Genomic DNA, 23,284 nt, shown 5'->3' on the forward strand with positions numbered 1-23,284 from the left:
CTATCAGATCTTTCCGATCCGATTTCCTCGGTGCTTTCCGGTCCCCGTTTCCGCTTTCGCGCCGGGGGCCTTTCGGCGGTTCCGACTCTACCAGACCCTTTCGGTGTCTGATTCCCAGTCAGCGGGGTTTGTCTTTGCGGCTGTTGGGCCGTTCCGACGAGTGAGACTTTAGCGGATTTCCTGCCTCCGACGCTAATCGGGCGGCTGCGCTCAGACCTTCGAACGCGGATTCCTCATTTCGCAAAAACGCACGGAAAGCGAGACGACACAGCAAAGCGTCGTCAGCTTCTGAGGGTCTTGCGGAATGGCTGTCCGGGGCCGACCGGAGTCGGTGCTCACGTCGGACAACTCGGAGAACACTACGGAGCGGGGAATCCCGTGTCAACCCCGGCCCTGGGGCGTAGCCTCTGCGTATGAGTACGCATGCGCACACCACCCAGTGGTGGGCCGCCTGACCGGCGGCCCGCACTCACGCATGCACCAAGCGGCCGCCGCCTCGGCGGCCGTTCGCGTATCCCCCTCCGGGAGGCGGCCGCCGGGTCGGCGCCCAGGAGAAGAGGGAGAACGAACGCGATGGCGAGGATCTTCAGCGGGATCAAGCCCACCGGGCATCTGACGCTGGGCAACTACCTCGGGGCCGTACGGCGGTGGGTCGAGGTCGATCAGCATCAGGCGGAGGCGCTGTTCAGCGTCGTGGACCTGCACGCGCTGACGGTGGAGCACGACCCGGGGCGGGTGCGGCGGCTCAGCCGGCAGGCGGCGACCCTGCTGTTGGCGGCGGGGCTGGATCCCAAGCTGTGCACGCTCTTCGTGCAGAGCCACGTGGACGAGCACGCGCGGCTGTCGTACCTGCTGGAGTGCACGGCGACGGACGGCGAGCTGCGGCGGATGATCCAGTACAAGGAGAAGAGCCTGCGGGCGCGGGCGGCCGGGGAGGGTGTGCGGCTGTCGTTGCTGACGTATCCGGTGCTGATGGCGGCGGACATCCTGGCGTACGGGACCGACGAGGTGCCGGTGGGTGAGGACCAGACCCAGCACGTGGAGCTCACCCGGGATCTGGCCGTGCGGTTCAACCAGCGGTACGGGCACACCTTCACCGTGCCGAGGGCGACGCAGCCGAGGGTGGCGGCTCGGGTCATGGACCTCCAGGACCCGACGTCGAAGATGGGGAAGTCCCACGCGAACGGGGCCGGGATCGTCTATCTGCTCGACGACGCGGAGACCGTGCGGCGGAAGGTCATGCGGGCCGTGACGGACAGCGGGCGGGAGGTCGAGTACGACCGGGAGCGGAAGCCCGGCATCGCGAACCTGCTCGATCTGATGGCGGCGGCCACCGATGGGAACCCCGAGGCGCTGGCCGGTGTATACGAGACGTACGGGTCGTTGAAGAAGGACACGGCGGACGCGGTCGTCGAGCTGCTGAGGCCCCTGCGGGAGCGGCATGCCGAGCTCGCGGCGGACCCCGGCCATGTGGATCAGGTGCTACGGGACGGGGCCGCGCGGGCCCGGGAGACGGCTCGGCCTTTGGTGGACCGGGCCTATCGGGCGATCGGGCTGTTGCCCGCGGGGTGACGGAACGCGTTGCGGTAGTCGCGCGGGCTGGTGGAGAGGTGCGAGGCGAAGTGCTGGCGCATCGTGATCTCGCTGCCGAAGCCCGCGCGGCGGGCCACCTCGGGGAGGGGGTGGTCGGTGAGTTCGAGGAGCTTCTGTGCGGCGGCGACGCGCTGGGTGATGAGCCAGTGCAGGGGGGTGGTTCCGGTGGTGGCCTGGAAGTGGCGGGCGAAGGACCGCGGGGACATCCCGGCGCGGGCCGCGAGGGTCGCGACGGTGTGGGGTTCCGCGAGGTGGGCGAGTGCGTGGGCGCGGACGTCGGCGAGGGCGTCGGCGTCGCGGTCGGCGCGGGGAGTGGGGTGCTCGATGAACTGGGCCTGGGTGCCGGTGCGGAAGGGTGCGGTGACCATGGAGCGGGCGATGGCGGCGGCCGCTTCGGCTCCGTGGGCGGTGCGGACGAGGTGGAGGCAGAGGTCGATGCCCGCCGCGGTGCCGGCCGAGGTCCAGATGCGGGAGTCCTCGACGAAGAGGGCGTCGGGCTCGACCTGGATCGCGGGGTGGCGGACGGCGAGGGTCGGGGCCAGATGCCAGTGGGTGACGGCGCGGCGGCCGTCGAGGAGTCCGGCGCGGGCCAGGACGAAGGCGCCGGCGCAGAGCGAGGCCACGGGGATGCCCGCGGTGTGGGCGCGGCGGAGGGCGTCGAGGACCGGGGTGGGGAGCTCGGCGTCCGGGTTCTCGATGCCGGGGACGACGACCAGGTCCGTGGGAGTGAGGTCGTCGAGCCAGTCGAGTGCGCGGTCGGGGGTGAGGGTGAGGCCGCCGCGCAGCGGGATGGGGGTGTGCGGGTCGGCGGCGGCCCGGCGGAGCTCGAAGGGAGGGACGCCTCGGAGGGTGCGGTCGCTGTCCCAGACCTCGGTGATGACGGAGAGGTCGAAGGCGCGGATGCCGGGGAAGGCGAGGAGTGCGATGCGCTGGGGACGGCTGGTGGGGGGTAGCGGCACGTGTGGCAGTAAACCATCGATCGCTGTCATTCGACCCTCTGGGAGAGGGCGCCCGGCGGCGGGAGGATCGTTGTCATGGAGATCAACGAGAACGCGGCGCTGGTGGTCATCGACGTGCAGAAGGGCTTCGAGCAGGAGTTCTGGGGACGTCGTGACAACCCGGACGCCGAGCGGAACATCGCGGCCCTGATCGACGTATGGCAGGAGACGGGACGGCCAGTCGTCTTCGTGCGGCACGACTCGCGGCAGGAGGGTTCGCCGCTTCAGCCGGGGACCGAGGGGAACGAGTTCAAGGACGTCGTCGAGGAGCGGCGGGGGAAGGGGGCCGGTCCTGAGGTGCTGGTCACGAAGAGCGTGAACTCGGCGTTCTACGGGGAGCCGGACCTGGACGCCTGGCTGAAGGGCGTGGGGGCCGGGCAGATCGTGATCGTCGGAATCCAGACGAACATGTGCAACGAGACGACGGCTCGGATGGGCGGGAACCTCGGGTACGACGTGCTGTACCCGCTGGACGCGATGCACACCTTCGACCTGGCCGGGCCGTTCGGCTGGACGCAGACGGCGGAGGAGCTGACCCGGGCGACGGCGGTGTCGCTGCACGGCGGGCGGTTCGCCCGGGTCGTGACCACGGAGGACGTGGTGAAGGGCGCGGCCTCGGCCGCGTAGGTCAGCCGTTGCCGGAGGCGAGCTCGCGACTGCGGTCGCGGGCGGCTTCGAGGGCGGCGATGAGGGCGGCGCGGACGCCGTGGTTCTCCAGTTCGCGGATGGCGCTGATGGTGGTGCCGGCCGGGGAGGTCACGGCTTCGCGGAGCTTGACCGGGTGCTCGCCGCTGTCGCGGAGCATCACGGCGGCGCCGATGGCGGCCTGGACGATGAGGTCGTGGGCCTGGGCGCGGGGCAGGCCGAGGAGGATGCCCGCGTCGGTCATCGCCTCGACGAGGAAGTAGAAGTAGGCCGGGCCGGAGCCGGAGAGGGCGGTGGCCGCGTCCTGCTGCGACTCGGGGACGCGGAGGGTCTTGCCGACCCCGCCGAAGATCTCCTCGGTGTGGGCGAGGTGCCCGGGGGTGGCGTGGCTGCCGGCCGAGATGACGGACATGCCCTCGTCGACGAGGACGGGGGTGTTCGGCATGACGCGGACGACGGGGGTGCCCGAGGTCAGGCGCTCCTCGATGAAGGAGGTCGGGATGCCGGCGGCGGCGCTGATGACCAGGCGGTCGGCGGCGACGTGCGGGGCGAGCTCGTCGAGGAGACGGCCCATGTCCTGGGGCTTGACGGCCAGGATGAGGGTGTCGGCGCGCTTGGCGGCCTCGGCGTTGGTGACGGTCTCGACGCCGTAGCGGGTGCGGAGCTCCTCGGCGCGTTCGGCGCGGCGGGCGGTGACCAGGAGGTTCGCGGGGCGCCACCCGGCGCGGATCATGCCGCTGAGGAGCGCTTCACCGATCTTGCCGGTGCCGAGGACTGCGACGGTCTGGGTCATGGCTCTGTTCACCTCGCCGGAGGGGGTACGTGTCGTCATCCTCGCACCGGCGGGCCGGGTGGTGTGCGGGTGTCCGAGGGGCGGTCACGCGGTGCGGCGGCGGAGGGTGGCCGCGCCGAGGCCGAGGACGAGCAGGCCGCAGCCTGCGACGACGAGGACGTCGCGGACGAAGTCTCCGGTGATGTCGGGGTGGCGGAGTACCTCGTTCATGCCGTCGACGGCGTACGACATCGGCAGGACGTCGGAGATCGCCTCGAGTGCGGGGGCCATCCGGTCGCGCGGTGTGAACAGCCCGCAGAGCAGGAGCTGGGGGAAGATCACCGCCGGCATGAACTGGACGGCCTGGAACTCCGAGGCGGCGAAGGCGGAGACGAAGAGGCCGAGCGCGGTGCCGAGGAGGGCGTCGAGGAGGGCGACCAGGAGCAGGAGCCAGGGCGACCCGATGACGTCGAGGCCGAGGAACCAGACGGCGATGCCCGTGGCGAGGGCCGACTGGACGATCGCGAGGAGCCCGAAGGCGAGGGCGTAGCCGGCGATGAGGTCGGTCTTGCCGAGGGGCATGGCGAGCAGGCGTTCCAGGGTGCCGGAGGTGCGCTCGCGGAGGGTCGCGATGGAGGTCACCAGGAACATCGTGATCAGCGGGAAGATCCCGAGGAGCGATCCCCCGATGTTGTCGAAGGTCTGCGGGCTGCCGTCGAAGACGTAGCGGAGCAGGACGAGCATGACGCAGGGCACGAGGAGCAGCAGGGCGATCGAGCGCGGGTCGTGCCGCAGCTGACGCAGGACCCGGGCGGCGGTGGCGAGGGTGCGGGCGGGGCTCATGACCGGGGCTCCCCGTGGGCGTCGCGGGCGGGGTCTGGACCTGGGGCGGGGGCGGGGGCGGGGGGTTCGGTCGCGGCTGGGGTTTCGGGCGGGTTTTCGGTGAGGCGTTGGGTCGCGGCGTCTCGGGCTGCGGCGTCTCGGGCTGCGGCGGCGTCGACGAGGCGGAGGAAGGCCTCTTCGACGGTGGCGGTGTCGTTGCGCCGACGGAGGTTCTCGGGGGTGTCGTCGGCGAGGATCTCGCCCTCGCGCATGAGGAGGAGCCGGTGGCAGCGTTCGGCTTCGTCCATGACGTGGGAGGAGACGAGGAGCGTGGTGCCCCGGTCGGCGGCGATCTGATGGAAGAGGTTCCACAGGTCGCGGCGCAGGACGGGGTCCAGGCCGACGGTGGGCTCGTCGAGGACGAGGAGTTCCGGGGTGCCGAGAAGGGCTACGGCGAGCGAGACCCGACTGCGCTGCCCGCCCGAGAGCCTGCCGGCGAGGGAGTCGGCGTGCGAGGTCAGGTCGACGTCGGTGAGGGCCCGGTCGACCGCGGCGCGGCGGTCGTGGCGCAGGGCGCGGCCCGGGAGCAGCACGGCGGCGAAGTAGTCCAGGTTCTGTCGGACGGTGAGGTCGTCGTAGACCGACGGAGCCTGGGTGACGTACCCGATGCGGGAGCGGAGTGCCGGGTCGCCGGCGCGGCGGCCGAGGACCTGGAGGGTGCCGTCGACTCTGGCCTGGGTGCCGACGATGGCGCGCATGAGGGTCGTCTTGCCGCAGCCCGACGGGCCCAGGAGGCCGGTGATGCGGGCGGTGGGGATGTCGAAGTCGAGCCCGCGGAGGACCTGGCGGTCGGCGCGGGTGGTGGTGAGGTTTCGGGCGGTGATGGAGGGGGCGGCGGGGCTGGGGGGTTGGTTGGCGGCCGCGCCGCCGGGCGGGTAATTCACCATGCGATGAATAATGCGCCTGGGGGTGGGTGGGGTCAAGGGCTTGGGGGTGCGCCTCTCTTTCGCCCTTGGGGGGAGTGCTTGCAGGCCGCCGGGGTGGGACCTTGGCCGGGGCGGGGGACCTGGCGGGCGGCGGGGTGGCGGGCGGGCCTCAGCCGGGAGCGCCGAGACGCGGGCGCGGCAGCGGAAGGGGGCCGGGGAGGGGGCGCGGCGGGGCGGCGGGGCGGGGCGGCGGGGCCGTGAGGGGCTCGGGCCCTCGGAGGGTGAAGGCTGGGTTTCCGGGCCGCTGGGGGCCGGTGGGGGGTTGTGCCCACCCGTTCCGCCCTTGCGGAACAGATGCCCACAACCTGCTCGCGATGGCAGAACGGTCCGAGGGCCGGAAGGGGGGCGGGAGCCCACAACCTGCTTGCGACGGCAGAGCGGCTCGGGGCCGGAGGTGAGGCAGGAGCCCGCGGCCTGCTCGCGACGGCAGAGCGGCTCCGGGGCTGGAGGTGGGGCGGGGGCCCGCGGCCTGCTCGCGATGGCAGTGCCGCCCGGGGCCGGAAGTAGGGCGAGGCCCGCGGCCTGCTCGTGATGGCAGAACGGCCCAGGGGCCGGAAGAGGTGCGAGGCCCGCGGCCTGCTCGCGACGGCAGAACGGCCCGGGGGCCGGAGGTGAGGCAGGAGCCCACAACCTGCTCGCGACGGCAGCAGTCCGCGGGGGCCACAACCTGGTTGGGGTGGCAGTGCGGTCTGCGGGGGCTGGGGCCTGGTTGGGGTGGGCCGGGGGTTACTTGCGTTTGGGGCTGCGGGTGGAGGGGTTGTTGGAGCGGGAGGCTCGGCGGGTGAGGGCGGTTTGGTATTCGGTGCGGTGGAGCTTCTCGCCGGGGGCTTCGATGAGGCAGCGGAGGGAGTAGGCGAGGAGGGAGCCGATGAAGCCGATGGCCTTGAGGCTGCGGAGGGACTCCTCGCGGGCCGGGTCGGCGGGGCGGCGGCCGAAGCCCTCCCAGGTCTTGCGGAAGGCGATGGCACTGCAGACCGCGAACATCACGACGACCAGCATGTTGACGATGCCGCCGACGGCGGCGATCTCCAGGCCCTCGTAGGCGAAGCGCAGGACGAAGCAGGCCGCGACGGCGGCGGCGAGCGAGCCGACGGCGAGGCCGGCGCGGCGCAGGGCGTAGCCGTCGGTGTGGTCGAGCCAGGACGTGCCGAAGAAACGGATCTCCTCCGGCTGCGGCCCGATGGGCGCACCGCCGGAGGAGCGGCCGGTCGTGCGGGGGTTCTTGTCGTCGCTCACGAGGTCGATTATCCCCGGGACGACGGAGGACGGCTCAGGAGCAGCGCGGTGCGACGAGGTCGTCGCTGCCCGTGTGGACATAGGCGTCGGAGATGTACTCGCCCGGCGCTATGTTGTCCCAGATGTTGGTGGTGCCGTAGGGGCCGCTGATCCACTCGCCGTACTTCTGGCAGTTGATCGCGACGGTGGCGCCGAGCGGCAGCACCCGGACGATCGGGTACTTGGTGCTCGGGCCCGAGCGGACGTTGACCCGGTAGCCCGGTGCGACCTCGTAGCGCGTGCTCATGGTGTCCTCCCCCTGTGGCGCAAAAGCGCTCCGCTGAGTTTCACTCTCCGCGACGCGCAGGCTAGCAAGCTCCGCCGACATCGAGGGCACCATGGACTAGGCTCCGTCGGGTCGCGCACGTGCGCGTGAGGTGACGGGGAATCACACGGGGGTGGGCGATGCCACCGTTGCGCGGTACCGGTTCCGACCGGGAAGCGGAGGGGCCCGAGTTTGCGGGTGACTACCGGCTCGAAGCGTGTCTGGGAGCCGGCGGCATGGGCGTCGTACACCTCGCGGCGTCGGCTTCGGGCCTGCGGCTCGCGGTCAAGGTCGTGCACGCACGGTATGCGGAGGACCCCGAGTTCCGGGCGCGTTTCCGCCAGGAGGTCGCGGCGGCCCGCCGGGTCAGCGGGGCCTTCACCGCGCCGGTGGTGGACGCCGACCCCGACGCCGTACGCCCCTGGATGGCGACCCTCTACGTCCCCGGCCCGACCCTCGCCGACCAGGTGAAGCGGAACGGGCCGCTGTCCCCCGCCGAACTGCGCCGGCTCACCGCCGGGCTCGCCGAGGCGCTGCGCGACATCCACCGGGCGGGCGTCGTCCACCGGGACCTCAAGCCCAGCAACGTCCTGCTGACCGACACCGGGCCGAAGGTCATCGACTTCGGCATCTCGCGGCCGGTCGACAGTGACCTGCACACCGAGACGGGCAAGCTGATCGGCTCGCCGCCGTTCATGGCGCCGGAGCAGTTCCAGCGCCCGCGCGAAGTCGGACCCGCGGCGGACGTCTTCGCGCTCGGCTCGGTTCTGGTGCACGCGGCGACGGGGCACGGCCCGTTCGACTCCGACAGCCCGTACATCGTGGCGTACCAGGTCGTCCACGACGAGCCGGACCTGACGGGCGTGCCGGTGGAACTGGCGCCGCTCGTCGCGCGCTGCCTCGCCAAGGAGCCGGCCGACCGGCCGACCCCGGCCCAGATCATGTCGGCGCTGCTGCCTCCCTCGTACGAGGCGGAGGCCTTCATACCGGCACAGCGGCGGCGGCCCTCGCTGCCGGACGGCGAGTCCGGCCACGCGCCCGCGTGGGACGCGGACACACCGGTGCGCGTCACCGTGCCGGCGCCGCGCCGCCGGGGCCCGCGCCTCGCCGGGCGGATCCGCCCGCGCCCGACGCTGGCCGTCGCCGCCGTGCTCGCGCTGACCGGAGCCGGCCTGTACGCGGCGCTGAGCGCCCCGGCGGACCCCGCACCCGAGGCACCCGCCCGCCCCGACGAGGTGGCCAACGCCTTCACCGGCTGGCGCACCCCGCTCCAGGAACTCGGCCCCACGGCCGCTCCCGCCTGCGCCCACGACGCGGGGGCGCTGTACTGCACGGCCCGGGGCGTCGGGCTCGCCCGGCTCGACCCGGTGACCGGCCGGGTCCTCTGGTCGCGGAGCTCCCCCATCGAACAGGGCTCGCCCGAGGCCCCGGTCGTCCTCGCGGGCGGCCGGCTGATCGGCGCCGCCGCCCCCACCGAGCCCTTGCGGGCGTACGGGGCGGAGGACGGACGCCCCGGCTGGAAGGCGGGCGCGGGCGTGCCCGAGTCGTACCGGCCGGCCGGCTCCGCCGTCGTCCTGTCGGACGGCGCCGGCGGCCTGCGGGCGGTCGACGGCCGCAGCGGCAAGGAGCTCTGGCGGCACGGCGTGGCCGGATTCGGCGTCCCGCGCCCGGGAACGTACGACGCGCCCTCCGGGCTGCTCACGGTGTCCGAGACCTCGTTCGACGGCACCAGCACCGAAGTGGGCGCGGTCCGCCCGGCCACCGGCGAGGTGGCCTGGCACCGGAAGCTGGAGGGCGACCTCGATCCGGTGGGCCGCACCGGCGACGGCACGCTGGTCCTGGCCTCGCTCTACGACACCGGGCTGGTCGACTCGCTGGTGCTCCTGGGGCCCGGCGACGGCGGCCGGGCATCCGTGCGCAGGCTGACCCTGCCGAGCCGGATGGATCTGCGGGGCATCGCCGTGCGCGGCGCCGTCGTCCACCTGCTCGAAGCGGACGGGCACCTCACCGCCTTCGACACCGCCGCGGAGAAGGGGCGGGTGCTGTGGGACCTGGAGACGGCCGCCGGGAACGTCTCCCCGCCGGTCCTCGGCCCCGGCGACCGCCTGTACTTCTCCGTCCAGGACGGACGACTCCTCGCCGTCGACACCGCGCGCGGGGCCCTCATCGGGCAGACCCGGCCCCGGCTCCAGAACGGCCGGCTCGGGTACGCACCTTCCGTGCCGTCGCCGTCGGTCGCCGGGGACCGGGTGTTCGGGACCGCTCCCGACGGCTCCGTGTTCGCCGTCGACGCGCGCGAGCCGGGGTCCTGGTGAACGGCTGACGCCCGCGAGCCGTGGCTCGCGGTGAGCCGTGAGCGGTGAGCCGTGAGCGGTGAGCCGTGAGCGGTGAGCCGTGAGCGGTGAGCCGTGAGCGGTGAGGGTGCGTACGGCGACGGCGGGCCGGGTCTCGCGGTGAGCGGTGCGTACGGCGAAGGGGAGCGGGCCGTGGGCCCGCTCCCCTTCTGCGTACCGCTGCCGGGCTCAGCCCAGCTTGGTCACGTCCCTGACCGCGCCCTTGTCGGCGCTGGTCGCCATCGCGGCGTAGGCGCGGAGGGCGGCGGACACCTTGCGCTGCCGGTTCTTCGGGGCGTAGACGCCGCCCAGCGCCTCGCGGCGGGCGGCGAGGGTGGCCTCGTCGACGAGGAGCTCGATGGAGCGGTTCGGGATGTCGATGCGGATCCGGTCGCCGTCCTCGACGAGGGCGATCGTGCCGCCCGACGCGGCCTCCGGGGAGGCGTGGCCGATGGAGAGGCCCGAGGTGCCGCCGGAGAAGCGGCCGTCGGTGATCAGCGCGCAGGTCTTGCCCAGCCCGCGGCCCTTGAGGAAGGACGTCGGGTAGAGCATCTCCTGCATGCCCGGGCCGCCGCGCGGGCCCTCGTACCGGATGACGACCACGTCGCCGTCGGTGACCTGCTTGTTGAGGATCTTCTCGACGGCCTCGTCCTGCGACTCGCAGACGACGGCCGGGCCCTCGAAGGTCCAGATCGACTCGTCGACGCCGGCGGTCTTCACGACGCAGCCGTCGGCGGCGAGGTTGCCGTGCAGGACCGCGAGGCCGCCGTCCTTGGAGTACGCGTGGGCGGCGTCGCGGATGCAGCCGCCGGCCGCGTCCACGTCGAGCGACTCCCAGCGCTCGGACTGGGAGAACGCGGTCGCCGAGCGGACGCAGCCGGGGGCCGCGTGGAACAGCTCGACGGCCTCGTCGGTGGCGGCGCCGCCGCGGACGTCCCAGGCGTCCAGCCACTCCTTGATGGAGCGGGAGTGGACGGAGTGGACGTCCTCGTTGAGCAGGCCGGCGCGGTAGAGCTCGCCGAGGATGGCGGGGATGCCGCCGGCCCGGTGCACGTCCTCCATGTAGTACGTGCGGTCCTTGGCGACGTTCGGGGCGACCTTGGCCAGGCAGGGCACCCGGCGCGAGACCTCGTCCATGTCGGTCAGGCCGTAGTCGAGCTCGGCCTCCTGGGCGGCGGCGAGCAGGTGGAGGATCGTGTTCGTCGAGCCGCCCATGGCGATGTCGAGGGCCATGGCGTTCTCGAAGGCGGCGCGGGTGGCGATCGAGCGCGGCAGGACGGAGGCGTCGTCCTCGTCGTAGTACCGGCGGGTGATGTCGACGACGGTGCGGGCCGCGTCCTCGTACAGCGCCTTGCGGCCGGTGTGGGTGGCGAGCAGGGAGCCGTTGCCGGGGAGGGAGAGGCCGATGGCCTCGGTCAGGCAGTTCATCGAGTTGGCGGTGAACATGCCGGAACACGACCCGCAGGTCGGACAGGCGTTCTCCTCGATGCGGGCGATGTCCTCGTCCGAGATATTGGGGTTCACGGCGTCGGAGATCGCGTCGACCAGGTCGAGGGTGCGGACCGTGCCGTCGACGAGGGTGGCGCGGCCGGACTCCATGGGGCCGCCGGAGACGAAGACCGTCGGGATGTCGAGGCGCAGGGCGGCCATCAGCATGCCGGGGGTGATCTTGTCGCAGTTGGAGATGCAGATCAGGGCGTCGGCGCAGTGCGCCTCGACCATGTACTCCACGCTGTCGGCGATCAGGTCGCGGGAGGGCAGCGAGTAGAGCATGCCGCCGTGGCCCATCGCGATGCCGTCGTCGACGGCGATCGTGTTGAACTCGCGGGCGATGCCGCCGGCGGCCGTGATGGCGTCGGAGACGATCCGGCCGACCGGCTGGAGGTGGGTGTGGCCGGGGACGAACTCCGTGAAGGAGTTGGCGACCGCGATGATGGGCTTCCGGCCGATGTCCGCGCCGGGTACACCGGAGGCTCGCATAAGGGCGCGGGCGCCCGCCATGTTGCGACCGTGGGTGACTGTGCGGGACCTCAGCTCGGGCATCGTCGCTCGCTCCTCGTGATGGGTGTGCTTGCATTCGAGCGTACGCCGACGCTCCAAGATCTGGACGGACCGTCCGGAATGCGGGACGGGTGTTCAGCCTTCGGTCAGGTACCGCTGGAGGGTCGGGGCCACCTGGGCCACGATCGCCTCCGGTTCCGCGGAGGCCAGCGGCTCGACCTTGATCACATACCGCATGATCACGATCCCGATCATCTGGGAGGCGGCCAGCTCCGCCCGGAGCGCCGGTTCCGGCACGTCCAGCTCGGCCGCGATCCGCTCCAGGAGCCGGCGGAGCACGAAGGTCCGCAGCACCTTGGCCGCCGCCTCGTGGGTCAGCGCGGAACGGACGGTGGCGAGGAGCGGGGCGCGGCTGACGGGGTTCTCCCAGACGCCGATGAAGAACCTCGCCAGCCGCTCGCCGATCGCGTCACGCGGGCCCGCCACGATCGCCGGGACGACGGTCGCCGGCTCGAAGGAGACCTCGATCGCGGCGGCGAAGACCTCGTCCTTCGTGCCGAAGTAGTGGTGCACGAGCGCCGGGTCCACGCCCGCCGCCCGGGCGATGCCGCGCACCGAGGCCTTGTCGTAGCCCCGCTCCGCGAACTCGGCGCGGGCCGCTTCCAGGATGCGCTCGCGCGCGCCCGGGCCGCTCTCCTCCTCGGTACGGGAGGGGCGGCCGCGTCGGCGCGGGGCCGCCGCGGTCACGTCCGCGGCACCCGGGAGGGGCGGGCGGAGGCGAGGTGCAGCCGGGTGAACGCCAGGGCCTCCGCGAGGTCGGCCTCGCGTTCGGCGGCTGACATCGCCCGGCGGGTGTTGACCTCGATGACGACGTGGCCGTCGAAACCGGTGAGCGCGAGCCGCTCCAGGAGCTCGGCACAGGGCTGCGTGCCGCGCCCCGGGACCAGGTGCTCGTCCTTCGCGGAACCCTTGCCGTCGGCGAGGTGGACGTGACCGAGCCGGTCGCCCATCCGGTCGATCATCGCGAGGGCGTCGGTGCGGGCGGTCGCGGTGTGCGAGAGGTCGACGGTGAAGTGCCGGTAGTCGTCCTTGGTGACGTCCCACTCGGGGGCGTACGCGAGCATCTCGCGGTCCTTGTACCGCCACGGGTACATGTTCTCGACGGCGAACCGGACGTCGGTCTCGTCCGCCATCCGCCAGATTCCGGTGACGAAGTCCTTGGCGTACTGGCGCTGCCAGCGGAACGGCGGGTGCACGACGACCGTGGACGCGCCGAGCTTCTCGGCGGCCGCCTGGGCGCGCTGGAGCTTGACCCACGGGTCGGTGGACCAGACGCGCTGGGTGATGAGGAGGCAGGGGGCGTGGACGGCCAGGATCGGGACCTGGTGGTAGTCGGAGAGGCGGCGCAGCGCCTCGATGTCCTGGCTGACCGGATCGGTCCACACCATGACCTCGACACCGTCGTAGCCGAGGCGCGCGGCGATCTCGAAGGCCGTCGCCGTCGACTCCGGATAGACCGAGGCCGTCGACAGGGCGACCTTCGCATCCGGGATGCGCACCACTGGTTCTGCCACGGAGACAGGGTACGGGGCCCGCCGGGGGGCCGGAGCGTGGTTCGGGTCACGCCCGGCCCCGCGCGGCCGGCGGAGGGAACCGCCTTCCGGCCCCGCGCGGCCGGGCCTGGCGGTGTCCTGGTGCCGCTTCCGGTCCCGCGCGGCCGGGCCTGCCGGTCTCCCGGCGCCGCTTCCGGCCCCCGCAGCCGGGCCTGCCGGTGTCCCGGTACCGCCGCCGGGCCTGCCGGTGTCCGGCGCCGCTTCCGGTACCGCCGCCGGGCCGGGCCGGGGGCTTCGGGTGGGTCAGTGCTCCGGGAGGTGGTCGAGGCGGCGGAGGATGACGCCCTCGCGGAGGGCCCAGGGGCAGATCTCTAGTTCCTCGACGCCGAGGAGGTCCATGGCGCCCTCGGCGACGAGGGCGCCCGCGAGGAGCTGGCCGGCGCGGCCCTCCGAGACGCCGGGCAGGGCCGCGCGCTCGGGGGCGGTCATGCCGGCGAGGCGCGGGACCCACTCCTCCAGGGACTTGCGGGAGAGGATCCGCTGGACGTAGAGGCCCTCGCCGGAGCCGGGCGCGCCCGCGATCCTGGCCAGCTGCTTGAAGGTCTTGGAGGTGGCGACGACGTGGTCGGGGCGGCCGAAGCGGCTGAACTCGCCGACCGTACGGGCGATCTGGGCGCGCACATGGCGGCGCAGGCACTTCACGTCGGCGCTGTCGGCCGGGTCGCCGGGCAGCCAGCCGGCGGTCAGGCGGCCGGCGCCGAGCGGCAGGGAGACGGCCGTGTCCGGGTCCTCGTCGATGCCGAAGGCGACTTCGAGGGAGCCGCCGCCGATGTCGAGGAGGAGGAGCTTCCCGGCGGACCAGCCGAACCAGCGGCGGGCGGCGAGGAAGGTGAGCCGGGCCTCCTCCTCGCCGGTGAGGACCTGGAGGTCGACGCCGGTCTCGTCCTTCACGCGCGCGAGGACGGCGTCGGCGTTGCTGGCCTCCCGGACGGCCGAGGTCGCGAACGGCAGCACCTCCTCGCAGCCCTTGTCCTCGGCGGCCAGGAGTGCGTCCCGGACGGTCGCGATGAGCCGCTCGACGCCGTCGGGCGCGATCGCCCCCCGCTCGTCGAGGAGTTCGGCGAGCCGGAGCTCCGCCTTGTGGGAGTGGGCGGGCAGCGGCCGGGCGCCGGGATGGGCGTCCACCACCAGGAGGTGCACTGTGTTCGAACCGACGTCGAGGACTCCGAGTCTCATGGGCGGAACGCTACTGCGCTCATCGTCATACGCTTGGTGTTGTGCCAAAGACGAAGAAGGCGAAGCCGGACAAAGACCGCGACATGGACGGCGGCGTGAAGGCGGCCAGGACCGCGCACGCGGCGAAGTCCGTGAAGGCGGTCAAGGTCGGGAAGCAGAAGCTGGGCCGGGCCGAGGAGCCCGACGAGAAGGGGCTGGACTTCGCGCGCGCGTGGGTCGAGTTTCCCGATCCGTCCGACGAGGAGCAGGTCTTCCGCTGCGACCTGACGTGGCTGACCTCTCGCTGGACCTGCATCTTCGGGAACGGCTGCCAGGGCATCCAGGAGGGGCGCGCGGACGACGGCTGCTGCACGCTCGGGGCGCACTTCTCCGACGAGGACGACGAGAAGCGGGTCGCCGGGCACGTGGCGCGGCTGACGCCGGAGCTGTGGCAGTTCCACGACGTCGGCGCGGAGTCGGGCTGGGTGCAGCTCGACGAGGACGGCGACCGGCAGACCCGCCGCTGGGAGGGTTCGTGCATCTTCCAGAACCGCCCCGGCTTCGCGGGCGGCGCGGGCTGCTCGCTGCACATCCTGGCGATGAAGGAGGGCCGGGAGCCGCTGGAGACGAAGCCGGACGTGTGCTGGCAGCTGCCGGTGCGGCGGACGTACGACTGGATCGACCGTCCCGACGACAGCCGGGTGCTCCAGGTGTCGATCGGCGAGTACGACCGGCGTGGCTGGGGGCCCGGCGGGCACGACCTGCACTGGTACTGCACGACGGCGTCCTCGGCGCACGTCGGTGCCGAGCCGGTGTACGTCTCGTACCGGCCGGAGCTCGTCGAGATGATGGGCGAGGAGGCGTACGAGGTGCTCGTCGGACTGTGCGAGGCGCGGCTCGCCTCGCAGCTGCCGCTCGTGGCCCCGCATCCGGCCGACCCGGCCTGATCCGCCGGGGGTGGCCTGTCTCCCGGGGGTGGCCTGTCCGCCGGGAAGGGTCCGTCTGCCGAGGATGGTCTCTGTCTGCCCGGCGTCGCGGGCCCGGTCTGATCGACCGGCCACCCACTGAGAAGCCTGATCGACCGGACCCCCGCTGGGAAGCCCGAGCGACCGGGCCTCTTCGAGACCCGGGCCTCTTCAAGAAGACGGCGCCGGCTCCTCCGTGGGTGCCGGGGGTGTGCCCGGGTCGGAGGTCGTGGGCGGGGGCTCCTCGGTGGTCGGCGGCGGGGTCGTCGGCTCCGTGGTCGGCTCGGTCGTCGGCGGGGTCGTGGGCTCGGTGGTGGGCGGAGTGGTCGGCTCCGTGGTGGGCGGCGACGTGGGCGGAGTGGTCGGCTCGGTCGTCGGCGGGGACGTCGGCGGCGTCGTCGGCTCCGTGGTCGTGACCGGCGGAGGCGTGATCACCCGGTCGTCGACGGGCGGGGGCGGACGGTGGCCGTCGATCCTGACGACCGCGCCCGAGGGGTTCACGCCGATCCGCGCGCTCCAGGCGCCCACGGGCTCGCGGCCGTGGTCGACGCGGACGGTGATCGTGACCGTCTCACCGGGGCGGAGCGTGCCCGAGGCCCGGGTCACGTACAGCCAGGGGGCGTCCGTCCACAGCGACCAGTCGACGGGGGAGCCGCCGGACGCGGTGAGCGTGAGCAGGGTCAGATCGCCGTGACCGCGCGCGGAGACCGTGATCCAGCCGGCGGCGGGCTCGCCGGGGCGGGACGGTCCGGTGGGGCCGCCGGGGCTGACCACCTCGACGGAGACGTCGGGGGCGCGGGTGCCCTGGGTGAAGCGGGGCTCGGGAGTGGTGCGGGCGTTGCCCGCGTTCTCGTAGTAACCGTCCGGGCCGTCCGCCTCGCCCGCCTCGCGGGCGCTGATCCGGGCGTCGTCCCGGCCGGCCGTGTCCGCGGCGGGCGTGCCCCGGTAGGAGGTCCACAGGGCGAGGACGGGGGCGGCGACGACGGCCGCCACGACGGTGGTGGTCACCGCGCGGGCCCGCATCCGGTCGCGGCGGGCCACGTGGTCCTTGGGATCCATCGGGAAGCCGGTGGGCGCGAAGCGCGGGGCGCCGGCACGCGCGCGGGGGACGTGCAGCATCGCCATGTACGCGTCGGCCCGGGGCGCCTCGACGAGCGGCAGCCGGGCGGGGGCCGGTGCGGTGGTGCCGGGCCAGGGGCCGCCGGCGCCGACGCGCTCGGCCACTCGCCGGCAGCGGGGGCAGTCGTCGACGTGCCGGACGAGTTCGGCGCGCAGGGCGGCCGAGAGGAGCACCCGGTGGTCGCCGGTGAGCCGGGCGACGGTGGGGCAGCCGCCGGTCTCCACGACGGCGAGCGCGGCGCGGGTCCGCTCGACCTCGCAGCCCGCGGTGGCGAGGAGCTCGCGGGCGGCCTGCGGGTCGAGGGAGAGGACGGCGGCGACCTGGCGCCGGCTGAGGCCGTGCCGCACGGCGAGCTCCAGGGCCTCGCGCTGCTCGGGCGTGGTGCCGGCCGCCTCGGGCCAGGCGAGGCTGGCGAGTTCGGCCCGGCGCCGGTCGGCGGTCTCCTCGGAGACCCTGGGCGGCTCGGACGCGGTGACGGCGGGGCGGCCGGTGTGGGCGCCCTGGCGCTTGCGGCGCTGCTCGCCGAGGCTGCGCAGGCAGGCCCAGCGGGCGAGGGCGTACAGCCAGGCCGTGCGGCCGTCCTCGTCGGAGGGGCAGCGGCCGTGGTGGCGCTCGGCGACCGCGAGGACGTCGCCGAGGACGGCGGTCGCCGTGTCGTGGTCGCAGAGCACGGAGAGGCAGTACGTGAAGAGGCCGTCGAGGGCGGCCTCGTAGTGGGCGGGGGGCCGTCGGCCGAGCGTGCGCGGTCCCTGGTCCGCGGCGCGGTGCGCCCGGTGGGCGCCGGTGGTGCCTCTGGGGGAATCCAGCCTGCTGCTCGTCACTGGGCGACCGTAGGCAAGGCGAAGGGCACTCTTCGTACCGGTTGAGCCATTCTCATTCTTACGGGTGAAGCTATCGCTCGAAAGAGGACAGGAACCCGGCGTTCCGGTGCCGTGGCGGTCCCCCTGTGGAGGACCGCGGCCCGTTGTCAGTGGGTGCCGATACGGTGGGGGACATGGCTGCCCGTACGAAATCCGCCAAGGACCGGCCGTCCTACCGCTGCACCGAGTGCGGCTGGCAGACGGCCAAGTGGCTCGGCCGTTGCCCCGAATGCCAGGCCTGGGGGACGGTCGAGGAGTACGGCGCGCCCGCCGTGCGGACGACCGCGGCCGGCCGGGTCTCCACGGCCGCCGTCCCCATCGCCCAGATCGACGGCCGGCAGGCGACCGCCCGCTCGACCGGCGTCGACGAGCTGGACCGGGTCCTCGGCGGGGGCCTGGTGCCCGGCGCCGTCGTGCTGCTCGCGGGCGAGCCGGGCGTCGGCAAGTCCACGCTGCTGCTCGACGTGGCGGCGAAGGCGGCGAGCGACGAGCACCGCACGCTGTACGTGACGGGCGAGGAGTCCGCGAGCCAGGTCCGGCTGCGCGCCGACCGGATCAACGCGCTCAGCGACCACCTGTACCTGGCGGCCGAGACCGACCTGTCGGCGGTCCTCGGGCACCTCGACGCCGTGAAGCCCTCCCTGCTGATCATGGACTCGGTGCAGACCGTCGCCTCCCCCGAGATCGACGGCGCGCCCGGCGGCATGGCGCAGGTCCGCGAGGTCGCCGGAGCCCTGATCCGGGTCTCCAAGGAGCGCGGCATGTCCACGCTGCTCGTGGGCCACGTCACCAAGGACGGGGCCATCGCGGGCCCCCGGCTCCTGGAGCACCTGGTCGACGTCGTCCTGAGCTTCGAGGGCGACCGGCACGCGCGGCTGCGCCTCGTCCGCGGCGTGAAGAACCGGTACGGGGCGACCGACGAGGTCGGCTGCTTCGAACTGCACGACGAGGGCATCACCGGCCTGGCCGACCCGTCAGGGCTGTTCCTGACCCGGCGGGACGTGGCCGTGCCGGGCACCTGTCTGACCGTGACCCTGGAGGGTCGCCGGCCGCTGGTCGCCGAGGTCCAGGCGCTGACCGTGGACTCCCAGATCCCGTCCCCGCGCCGGACCACCTCCGGTCTGGAGACCTCCCGGGTCTCGATGATGCTGGCGGTCCTGGAGCAGCGCGGGCGGATCAGCGCACTGGGCAAGCGGGACATCTACAGCGCGACGGTGGGCGGCGTGAAGCTCACCGAGCCCGCCGCCGACCTGGCCATCGCCCTCGCGCTCGCCTCCGCGGCGAGCGACACCCCGCTGCCGAAGAACCTGGTCGCGATCGGCGAGGTCGGGCTCGCGGGCGAGGTGCGGCGGGTGACCGGCGTGCAGCGGAGACTCGCCGAGGCGCACCGGCTCGGCTTCACGCACGCGCTCGTGCCGTCCGACCCCGGCAAGGTGCCGGCGGGCATGAAGGTGACCGAGGTCGCGGACATGGGGGACGCCCTGCGGGTGCTGCCCCGGAGCCGCCGCGCGAAGACGCCGGAGGGTGCCGAGGGTTAGCCGCCGGTCAGGGTGGGGACCCCTTTCGGACCACCCCTGATCGGTCGTGGGCGGAGGACTGCGGGGTGGTGTCGCTAGACTTTGCCCTGGTCTCGCCCATCCGTACGAGCCGGAGGAGTGCAGTGGCAGCCAAGGACGGGGCAGCAGCTCCCGGAAAGTCCGGCGCGGGCTCCGGCAACGAAGCGCTGATGCGCGCCGCCCTGAGCGCCGTCGCGCCCGGCACCGCGCTGCGCGACGGCCTGGAGCGGATCCTCCGCGGGAACACGGGCGGACTCATCGTGCTCGGCCTGGACAAGACGGTCGACTCGATGGCCACCGGCGGTTTCGTGCTGGACGTCGAGTTCGCCGCCACGCGCCTGCGTGAGCTGTGCAAGCTCGACGGCGCGCTCGTCCTCGACAAGGACATCACCAAGATCCACCGCGCCGGCGTGCAGCTGGTCCCGGACGCCTCCATTCCCACCGAGGAGACCGGCACCCGCCACCGCACGGCGGACCGGGTCTCCAAGCAGTGCAACTTCCCGGTCGTCTCCGTCTCCCAGTCGATGCGGCTGATCGCGCTGTACGTGAACGGCGAGCGCCGGGTCCTGGAGGAGTCGGCGGCGATCCTGTCCCGTGCCAACCAGGCCCTCGCGACCCTGGAGCGGTACAAGCTGCGCCTCGACGAGGTGGCCGGCACGCTCTCCGCCCTGGAGATCGAGGACCTGGTCACCGTCCGGGACGTCACGGCCGTCGCCCAGCGCCTGGAGATGGTCCGCCGGATCGCCACCGAGATCGCCGAGTACGTGGTCGAGCTGGGCACCGACGGACGGCTCCTGTCGCTCCAGCTCGACGAGCTGATCGCGGGCGTCGAGCCCGAGCGCGAGCTGGTGATCCGGGACTACGTGCCGGAGCCCACCGCCAAGCGCGCCCGCACGGTCGCCGAGGCGCTGACCGAGCTGGACGCGCTCACCCACACCGAGCTGCTCGAACTTCCGGTCGTGGCTCGGGCTCTGGGATACAGCGGCTCGCCGGAGACCCTCGACTCGGCGGTGTCGCCGCGCGGGTACCGGCTCCTCGCGAAGGTGCCCCGGCTGCCCGGCGCGATCATCGAACGGCTGGTGGAGCACTTCGGCGGCCTGCAGAAGCTCCTCGCGGCGAGCGTGGACGACCTCCAGACCGTCGACGGCGTCGGCGAGGCCCGCGCCCGCAGCGTGCGCGAGGGCCTGTCGCGGCTCGCGGAGTCCTCGATCCTGGAGCGGTACGTCTAGGTCTGTCGGGGATCCTGGAGCGGTACGTCTGGCTCTGTCGGGCTCTGCACCGTCGTGCGGGTCTTCGGCGTACGGGCTGCTCCGGCGAATCACGGCCGAAAGGCCCTGGGGGTCAGCCGTCCGCCAGTCGTACGCCCTCCGCCGCACCTCTTCCGCCGTCCGCCGTCCGCCGTCCGCCCAGCGCCGGTCGCCCGTCGCCCGTCACCGGTCGCCCGTCGCCGGTCGCCGGTCGCCGGTCGCCGGTCGTCAGTCGTCAGTCGTTCGTCAGCCTGAACGAGGCCGGGAGCACCTTCGCGCCGGCCATCGTGGCCTCCACGAGGTAGGTGCCGGGGAGGGCCGGGCCGGCCGGGGCGGTGGCGCAGCGGGGGGCGCTGCGGGCGCGGTCCCACTCGACGGTGTGGGTGACGGTGGCGAGGGCGGGGACCTGGAGCAGGATCGGGTTGCCGGGGCGGGGGCAGTCGGCGGAGGACCAGACCGCGTCGTCGCGGGCGTCGCTGATCGTCAGCACCGCGGCGCGGGGCCCGAAGTCGGCCTTGCAGGCGGTGTTCGAGGTGTTCTTGGCGACGAGGTGGAAGCGCGGCTTCTCGCCGGCCTCGTAGGAGATCTTGGTGCTGCGGAGCGTCAACTGAAGTGCTCCGGCGGGGCAGTTCGGAAGGGGGGAGTTCGCCGGGACCTGCCGGCCGGCTCCGGTGCCCGCGCCTCCGTCGCCGCCGGCGCCGTCGGTGTCGCCGTTCTTCCCGCCGGTCTCGGCACCGGAGTCCGTACCGGCGTCGGCGCCCGTGTCCGTGCCGGTGCCCGCGTTGGCGCCGGTGCCCGCGTTGGCGTCGGAGCCGTCGGAGCCGTCGGAGTCGCCGGTCTCGCCCGACTCGTCGCGGCCGCCGGGCTGTTGGCTGATCGCGGGGCCGGTTCCGGAGGGGCCGGGCGTGATCGAGGGCGGGGTGGGCGACGAGCCGTTGGCGGCGTCGTTCGGCTTCTTCCCGCCCCCGTCACCGGAGGCGACGGCCCACACGGCGAGCAGGGCCAGCAGCGCCACCAGGCATACCGCGACCGCCCTCCGTCGCCAGTAGATGGTGGAGGGAAGCGGCCCGACCGGATTGCGCAAAGATCCCACGACCCGAACCTTACGAGAGATCCGGCTCAACTCCCGCCCCACCCGCCGCCCGAGACGCCAAGTTTTGCCGATGATCACATCCGTCGGTTCCGGGAACTTTTCCCGGGGCCCCGGTCGAAATGGGTGGTTACCGGCGCGAATCGCGAGCCCCCCACTTTCGTCGGGGGTGGCCCTGGTCGTCGGCCCGGGGCGGGGGACCCGGAATTCCGGTTAGCGTCGTGCACCATGAACACCCTCCTCGACCTCTCCGACCGTCTGTATCTCGACGTCGCCGATTTCGCCCACTCCACCCCCCACTGGTTCCAGTGGCTCGCCGAGGTCTGGACCGAGGCCGGACTGCTGCTCTTCGGCGTGCTGTTCCTGGCCGGCTGGTGGCGCTCGCGCGACGGGTCGGACCGGGCGATGACGCTCGCGCTGCTCGCCCCGCTGGCCACCGCCTTCGGGTACGTGGTGAGCGAGGCGTTCAAGTCGCTGGTCGACGAGGAACGCCCCTGCCGCGCGGTCGCCGGGGCGCCCGCCTCGCTCGTCGCCTGCCCGCCGTACGGCGACTGGTCCTTCCCCAGCAACCACTCGGCCATCGCCGGCGCCGGCGCGATCGCCCTCGCCCTGTCCTGGCGCGGGATCGTCTGGCTGACCGTGCCGATGGCGCTGCTCATGGCGTTCTCCCGGGTCTTCGTCGGCGTCCACTACCCGCACGACGTGACCGTCGGGCTGCTCGTCGGCGCCCTGGTCTCCTTCCTCGTCATGAAGGCCGCCGAGCGGCCGGTGCGGTCGCTGGTGGGGACGGCCAGGTCCAGCGGCAACACGGTGGTGTCGTGGTGTGCGGGGCGCGGACCGGCGGCGCACGCCGCCGCGTACGCTCCCGCACACTCCGAGCGGCCCTCCCGCGCACGCCACGGCGCGTACTGATCCCGTCGCGGACGTGCCAGGATCGGAGGTGCCATGACTTCCATCGACACTCCCCCCACGTCCCCGGACCCCGAGGGCCCCGTGGCCCCGGAGCTCCCCGCCCAGCTGCACGGCCCCGTCCTCGCCTGGTTCGACAGGCACGCCCGTGACCTGCCCTGGCGCCGCCCCGAGGCCGGCGCCTGGGGGGTCATGGTCAGCGAGTTCATGCTCCAGCAGACCCCGGTCGTCCGGGTCCTCCCGGTGTACGAGCAGTGGCTCGCGCGCTGGCCGCGCCCGGCCGACCTGGCCGCCGAGGCCCCCGGCGAGGCCGTACGGGCCTGGGGCCGGCTCGGCTATCCGCGCCGGGCGCTGCGGCTGCACGCCGCGGCCGTGGCCATAACGGAACGGCACCGCGGCGACGTACCGAGCGACCACGGGCAGCTCCTCGCACTGCCCGGGATCGGCGAGTACACGGCGGCGGCGGTGGCCTCCTTCGCGTACGGGCAGCGGCACGCGGTCCTGGACACCAACGTGCGCCGGGTGTTCGCCCGGGCGGCGACCGGTGTGCAGTACCCCCCGAACGCGACCACGGCCGCCGAGCGGCGGCTCGCCCGCGCCCTGCTTCCGGGCGACGAGGCGACGGCCTCCCGCTGGGCCGCCGCCTCCATGGAGCTGGGCGCGCTGGTGTGCACGGCGAAGAACGAGGACTGCGGGCGCTGCCCGATCGCCACCCGGTGCGCCTGGCGTCTGGCGGGCAAGCCGGCGCACGACGGCCCGCCGCGGCGCGGCCAGACCTACGCCGGCACCGACCGGCAGGTGCGGGGCCGACTCCTCGCCGTGCTGCGCGAGTCGGCCGACCCGGTGGCGCAGGCGGCCCTGGACGCGGTCTGGGACGAGCCGGTGCAGCGGGCCCGGGCCCTCGACGGCCTGGTCGCGGACGGCCTGGTCGAGCCGCTGGACGGCGGCCGCTACCGCCTCCCGCTCTCCTGAGGCGTCGCGCCCCCGGGCCTCCCGGGGGCGTCGTGCCGTTCCGCTGACACCCGAGGTCGCCGCCCGGAGTCCTCGGGATGCTCTCGAAACCTGTTCCGCCCCGCTGT

20 protein-coding genes are annotated in these 23,284 nt (G+C 73.5%); 8 read left to right on the forward strand and 12 right to left on the reverse strand.

Annotated features, from left to right (window positions below):
* Positions 1-573 precede the first annotated feature (573 nt).
* Positions 574-1,572 carry a tryptophan--tRNA ligase gene (trpS, locus tag AC067A_RS20555; protein WP_479243921.1) on the forward strand — a complete coding sequence of 333 codons (999 nt, stop codon included), beginning with the start codon at positions 574-576 and terminating at the stop codon, positions 1,570-1,572.
* Here trpS and AC067A_RS20560 read toward each other — a convergent pair.
* Positions 1,539-2,582 carry a GlxA family transcriptional regulator gene (locus AC067A_RS20560; protein ID WP_479243922.1) on the reverse strand — a complete coding sequence of 348 codons (1,044 nt, stop codon included), beginning with the start codon at positions 2,580-2,582 and terminating at the stop codon, positions 1,539-1,541. The two genes, trpS and AC067A_RS20560, sit on opposite strands and share 34 nt — an antisense overlap.
* Positions 2,583-2,627: 45 nt before the next feature.
* Here AC067A_RS20560 and AC067A_RS20565 point away from each other — a divergent pair, with 45 nt between their 5' ends.
* Entirely contained in the window at positions 2,628-3,218 is a 591-nt protein-coding gene (locus AC067A_RS20565; protein WP_479243923.1) for a cysteine hydrolase family protein, read from the forward strand.
* A 1-nt stretch (position 3,219) separates the two neighbouring features.
* On the opposite strand, the gene proC is transcribed toward AC067A_RS20565, so the two are convergent.
* The 5 genes from proC to AC067A_RS20590 form a co-directional block, all read right to left on the reverse strand.
* Entirely contained in the window at positions 3,220-4,029 is an 810-nt protein-coding gene (proC, locus tag AC067A_RS20570) for a pyrroline-5-carboxylate reductase (RefSeq protein WP_479243924.1), read from the reverse strand.
* A gap of 84 nt (positions 4,030-4,113) precedes the next feature.
* Positions 4,114-4,851, reverse strand: a complete 738-nt coding sequence (locus AC067A_RS20575) for an ABC transporter permease (RefSeq protein WP_479243925.1) — start codon at positions 4,849-4,851, stop codon at positions 4,114-4,116.
* The gene (locus AC067A_RS20580) at positions 4,848-5,777 is read right to left on the reverse strand and encodes an ABC transporter ATP-binding protein (RefSeq protein WP_479243926.1); all 930 of its coding nucleotides are present in this window, start codon (positions 5,775-5,777) and stop codon (positions 4,848-4,850) included. The genes AC067A_RS20575 and AC067A_RS20580 overlap by 4 nt, the downstream gene beginning before the upstream one ends.
* Positions 5,778-6,542: 765 nt before the next feature.
* Complete coding sequence (locus tag AC067A_RS20585; protein ID WP_479243927.1) at positions 6,543-7,052, reverse strand: hypothetical protein; 510 nt, start codon at positions 7,050-7,052, stop codon at positions 6,543-6,545.
* Positions 7,053-7,086: 34 nt separating this feature from the next.
* Entirely contained in the window at positions 7,087-7,338 is a 252-nt protein-coding gene (locus AC067A_RS20590; RefSeq protein WP_479243928.1) for an SH3 domain-containing protein, read from the reverse strand.
* A 158-nt stretch (positions 7,339-7,496) separates the two neighbouring features.
* Here AC067A_RS20590 and AC067A_RS20595 point away from each other — a divergent pair, with 158 nt between their 5' ends.
* Positions 7,497-9,671 (forward strand): protein kinase domain-containing protein, encoded by a 2,175-nt coding sequence (locus AC067A_RS20595; RefSeq protein WP_479243929.1) that lies wholly within the window; start codon positions 7,497-7,499, stop codon positions 9,669-9,671.
* Positions 9,672-9,878: 207 nt separating this feature from the next.
* Here the strand turns inward: AC067A_RS20595 and ilvD are convergent, their stop codons facing one another.
* The 4 genes from ilvD to AC067A_RS20615 all read right to left on the reverse strand — a co-directional run bounded on the left by ilvD (position 9,879) and on the right by AC067A_RS20615 (position 14,479).
* On the reverse strand, positions 9,879-11,732 hold the full coding sequence (gene ilvD, locus AC067A_RS20600) for a dihydroxy-acid dehydratase (protein WP_479243930.1): 1,854 nt from the start codon (positions 11,730-11,732) through the stop codon (positions 9,879-9,881).
* A 93-nt stretch (positions 11,733-11,825) separates the two neighbouring features.
* Entirely contained in the window at positions 11,826-12,437 is a 612-nt protein-coding gene (locus AC067A_RS20605; protein ID WP_479243931.1) for a TetR/AcrR family transcriptional regulator, read from the reverse strand.
* Positions 12,434-13,264, reverse strand: coding sequence for a sugar phosphate isomerase/epimerase family protein (locus AC067A_RS20610; RefSeq protein ID WP_479243932.1), 831 nt, complete (start codon positions 13,262-13,264; stop codon positions 12,434-12,436). The genes AC067A_RS20605 and AC067A_RS20610 overlap by 4 nt, the downstream gene beginning before the upstream one ends.
* Positions 13,265-13,546: 282 nt before the next feature.
* On the reverse strand, positions 13,547-14,479 hold the full coding sequence (locus tag AC067A_RS20615; protein WP_479243933.1) for a Ppx/GppA family phosphatase: 933 nt from the start codon (positions 14,477-14,479) through the stop codon (positions 13,547-13,549).
* A gap of 41 nt (positions 14,480-14,520) precedes the next feature.
* Here AC067A_RS20615 and AC067A_RS20620 point away from each other — a divergent pair, with 41 nt between their 5' ends.
* Positions 14,521-15,405: a DUF3109 family protein gene (locus AC067A_RS20620; protein ID WP_479243934.1), complete on the forward strand. Its 885-nt coding sequence runs from the start codon at positions 14,521-14,523 to the stop codon at positions 15,403-15,405.
* Between the two features lie 189 nt (positions 15,406-15,594).
* Here the strand turns inward: AC067A_RS20620 and AC067A_RS20625 are convergent, their stop codons facing one another.
* Complete coding sequence (locus AC067A_RS20625; protein ID WP_479243935.1) at positions 15,595-17,364, reverse strand: BACON domain-containing protein; 1,770 nt, start codon at positions 17,362-17,364, stop codon at positions 15,595-15,597.
* Between the two features lie 173 nt (positions 17,365-17,537).
* On the opposite strand from AC067A_RS20625, the gene radA reads away from it, so the two are divergent.
* Positions 17,538-18,941, forward strand: coding sequence for a DNA repair protein RadA (radA, locus tag AC067A_RS20630; protein WP_479243936.1), 1,404 nt, complete (start codon positions 17,538-17,540; stop codon positions 18,939-18,941).
* Between the two features lie 122 nt (positions 18,942-19,063).
* A complete protein-coding gene (gene disA / locus AC067A_RS20635) occupies positions 19,064-20,188 on the forward strand; it encodes a DNA integrity scanning diadenylate cyclase DisA (RefSeq protein ID WP_366308939.1) in 1,125 nt (374 codons plus the stop codon).
* 253 nt (positions 20,189-20,441) lie between these two features.
* Here the strand turns inward: disA and AC067A_RS20640 are convergent, their stop codons facing one another.
* Positions 20,442-21,299, reverse strand: coding sequence for a hypothetical protein (locus tag AC067A_RS20640; protein WP_479243937.1), 858 nt, complete (start codon positions 21,297-21,299; stop codon positions 20,442-20,444).
* A gap of 225 nt (positions 21,300-21,524) precedes the next feature.
* Here AC067A_RS20640 and AC067A_RS20645 point away from each other — a divergent pair, with 225 nt between their 5' ends.
* Together AC067A_RS20645 and AC067A_RS20650 are read left to right on the forward strand one after the other, a co-directional pair.
* Positions 21,525-22,208, forward strand: a complete 684-nt coding sequence (locus AC067A_RS20645) for a phosphatase PAP2 family protein (RefSeq protein ID WP_479243938.1) — start codon at positions 21,525-21,527, stop codon at positions 22,206-22,208.
* Positions 22,209-22,241: 33 nt separating this feature from the next.
* The gene (locus tag AC067A_RS20650; RefSeq protein WP_479243939.1) at positions 22,242-23,177 is read left to right on the forward strand and encodes an HhH-GPD family protein; all 936 of its coding nucleotides are present in this window, start codon (positions 22,242-22,244) and stop codon (positions 23,175-23,177) included.
* The last annotated feature ends 107 nt before the right edge of the window (positions 23,178-23,284 follow it).

It is taken from the genome of Streptomyces sp. NPDC043176, assembly GCF_056436715.1.

Coding starts and splice junctions, on each gene's coding strand:
- trpS (WP_479243921.1), top strand. CDS start 574: ATGGCGAGGATCTTCAGCGGGATCAAGCCCACCGGGCATCTGACGCTG.
- AC067A_RS20560 (WP_479243922.1), bottom strand. CDS start 2,582: ATGACAGCGATCGATGGTTTACTGCCACACGTGCCGCTACCCCCCACC.
- AC067A_RS20565 (WP_479243923.1), top strand. CDS start 2,628: ATGGAGATCAACGAGAACGCGGCGCTGGTGGTCATCGACGTGCAGAAG.
- proC (WP_479243924.1), bottom strand. CDS start 4,029: ATGACCCAGACCGTCGCAGTCCTCGGCACCGGCAAGATCGGTGAAGCG.
- AC067A_RS20575 (WP_479243925.1), bottom strand. CDS start 4,851: ATGAGCCCCGCCCGCACCCTCGCCACCGCCGCCCGGGTCCTGCGTCAG.
- AC067A_RS20580 (WP_479243926.1), bottom strand. CDS start 5,777: ATGGTGAATTACCCGCCCGGCGGCGCGGCCGCCAACCAACCCCCCAGC.
- AC067A_RS20590 (WP_479243928.1), bottom strand. CDS start 7,338: ATGAGCACGCGCTACGAGGTCGCACCGGGCTACCGGGTCAACGTCCGC.
- AC067A_RS20595 (WP_479243929.1), top strand. CDS start 7,497: ATGCCACCGTTGCGCGGTACCGGTTCCGACCGGGAAGCGGAGGGGCCC.
- ilvD (WP_479243930.1), bottom strand. CDS start 11,732: ATGCCCGAGCTGAGGTCCCGCACAGTCACCCACGGTCGCAACATGGCG.
- AC067A_RS20615 (WP_479243933.1), bottom strand. CDS start 14,479: ATGAGACTCGGAGTCCTCGACGTCGGTTCGAACACAGTGCACCTCCTG.
- radA (WP_479243936.1), top strand. CDS start 17,538: ATGGCTGCCCGTACGAAATCCGCCAAGGACCGGCCGTCCTACCGCTGC.
- AC067A_RS20645 (WP_479243938.1), top strand. CDS start 21,525: ATGAACACCCTCCTCGACCTCTCCGACCGTCTGTATCTCGACGTCGCC.
- AC067A_RS20650 (WP_479243939.1), top strand. CDS start 22,242: ATGACTTCCATCGACACTCCCCCCACGTCCCCGGACCCCGAGGGCCCC.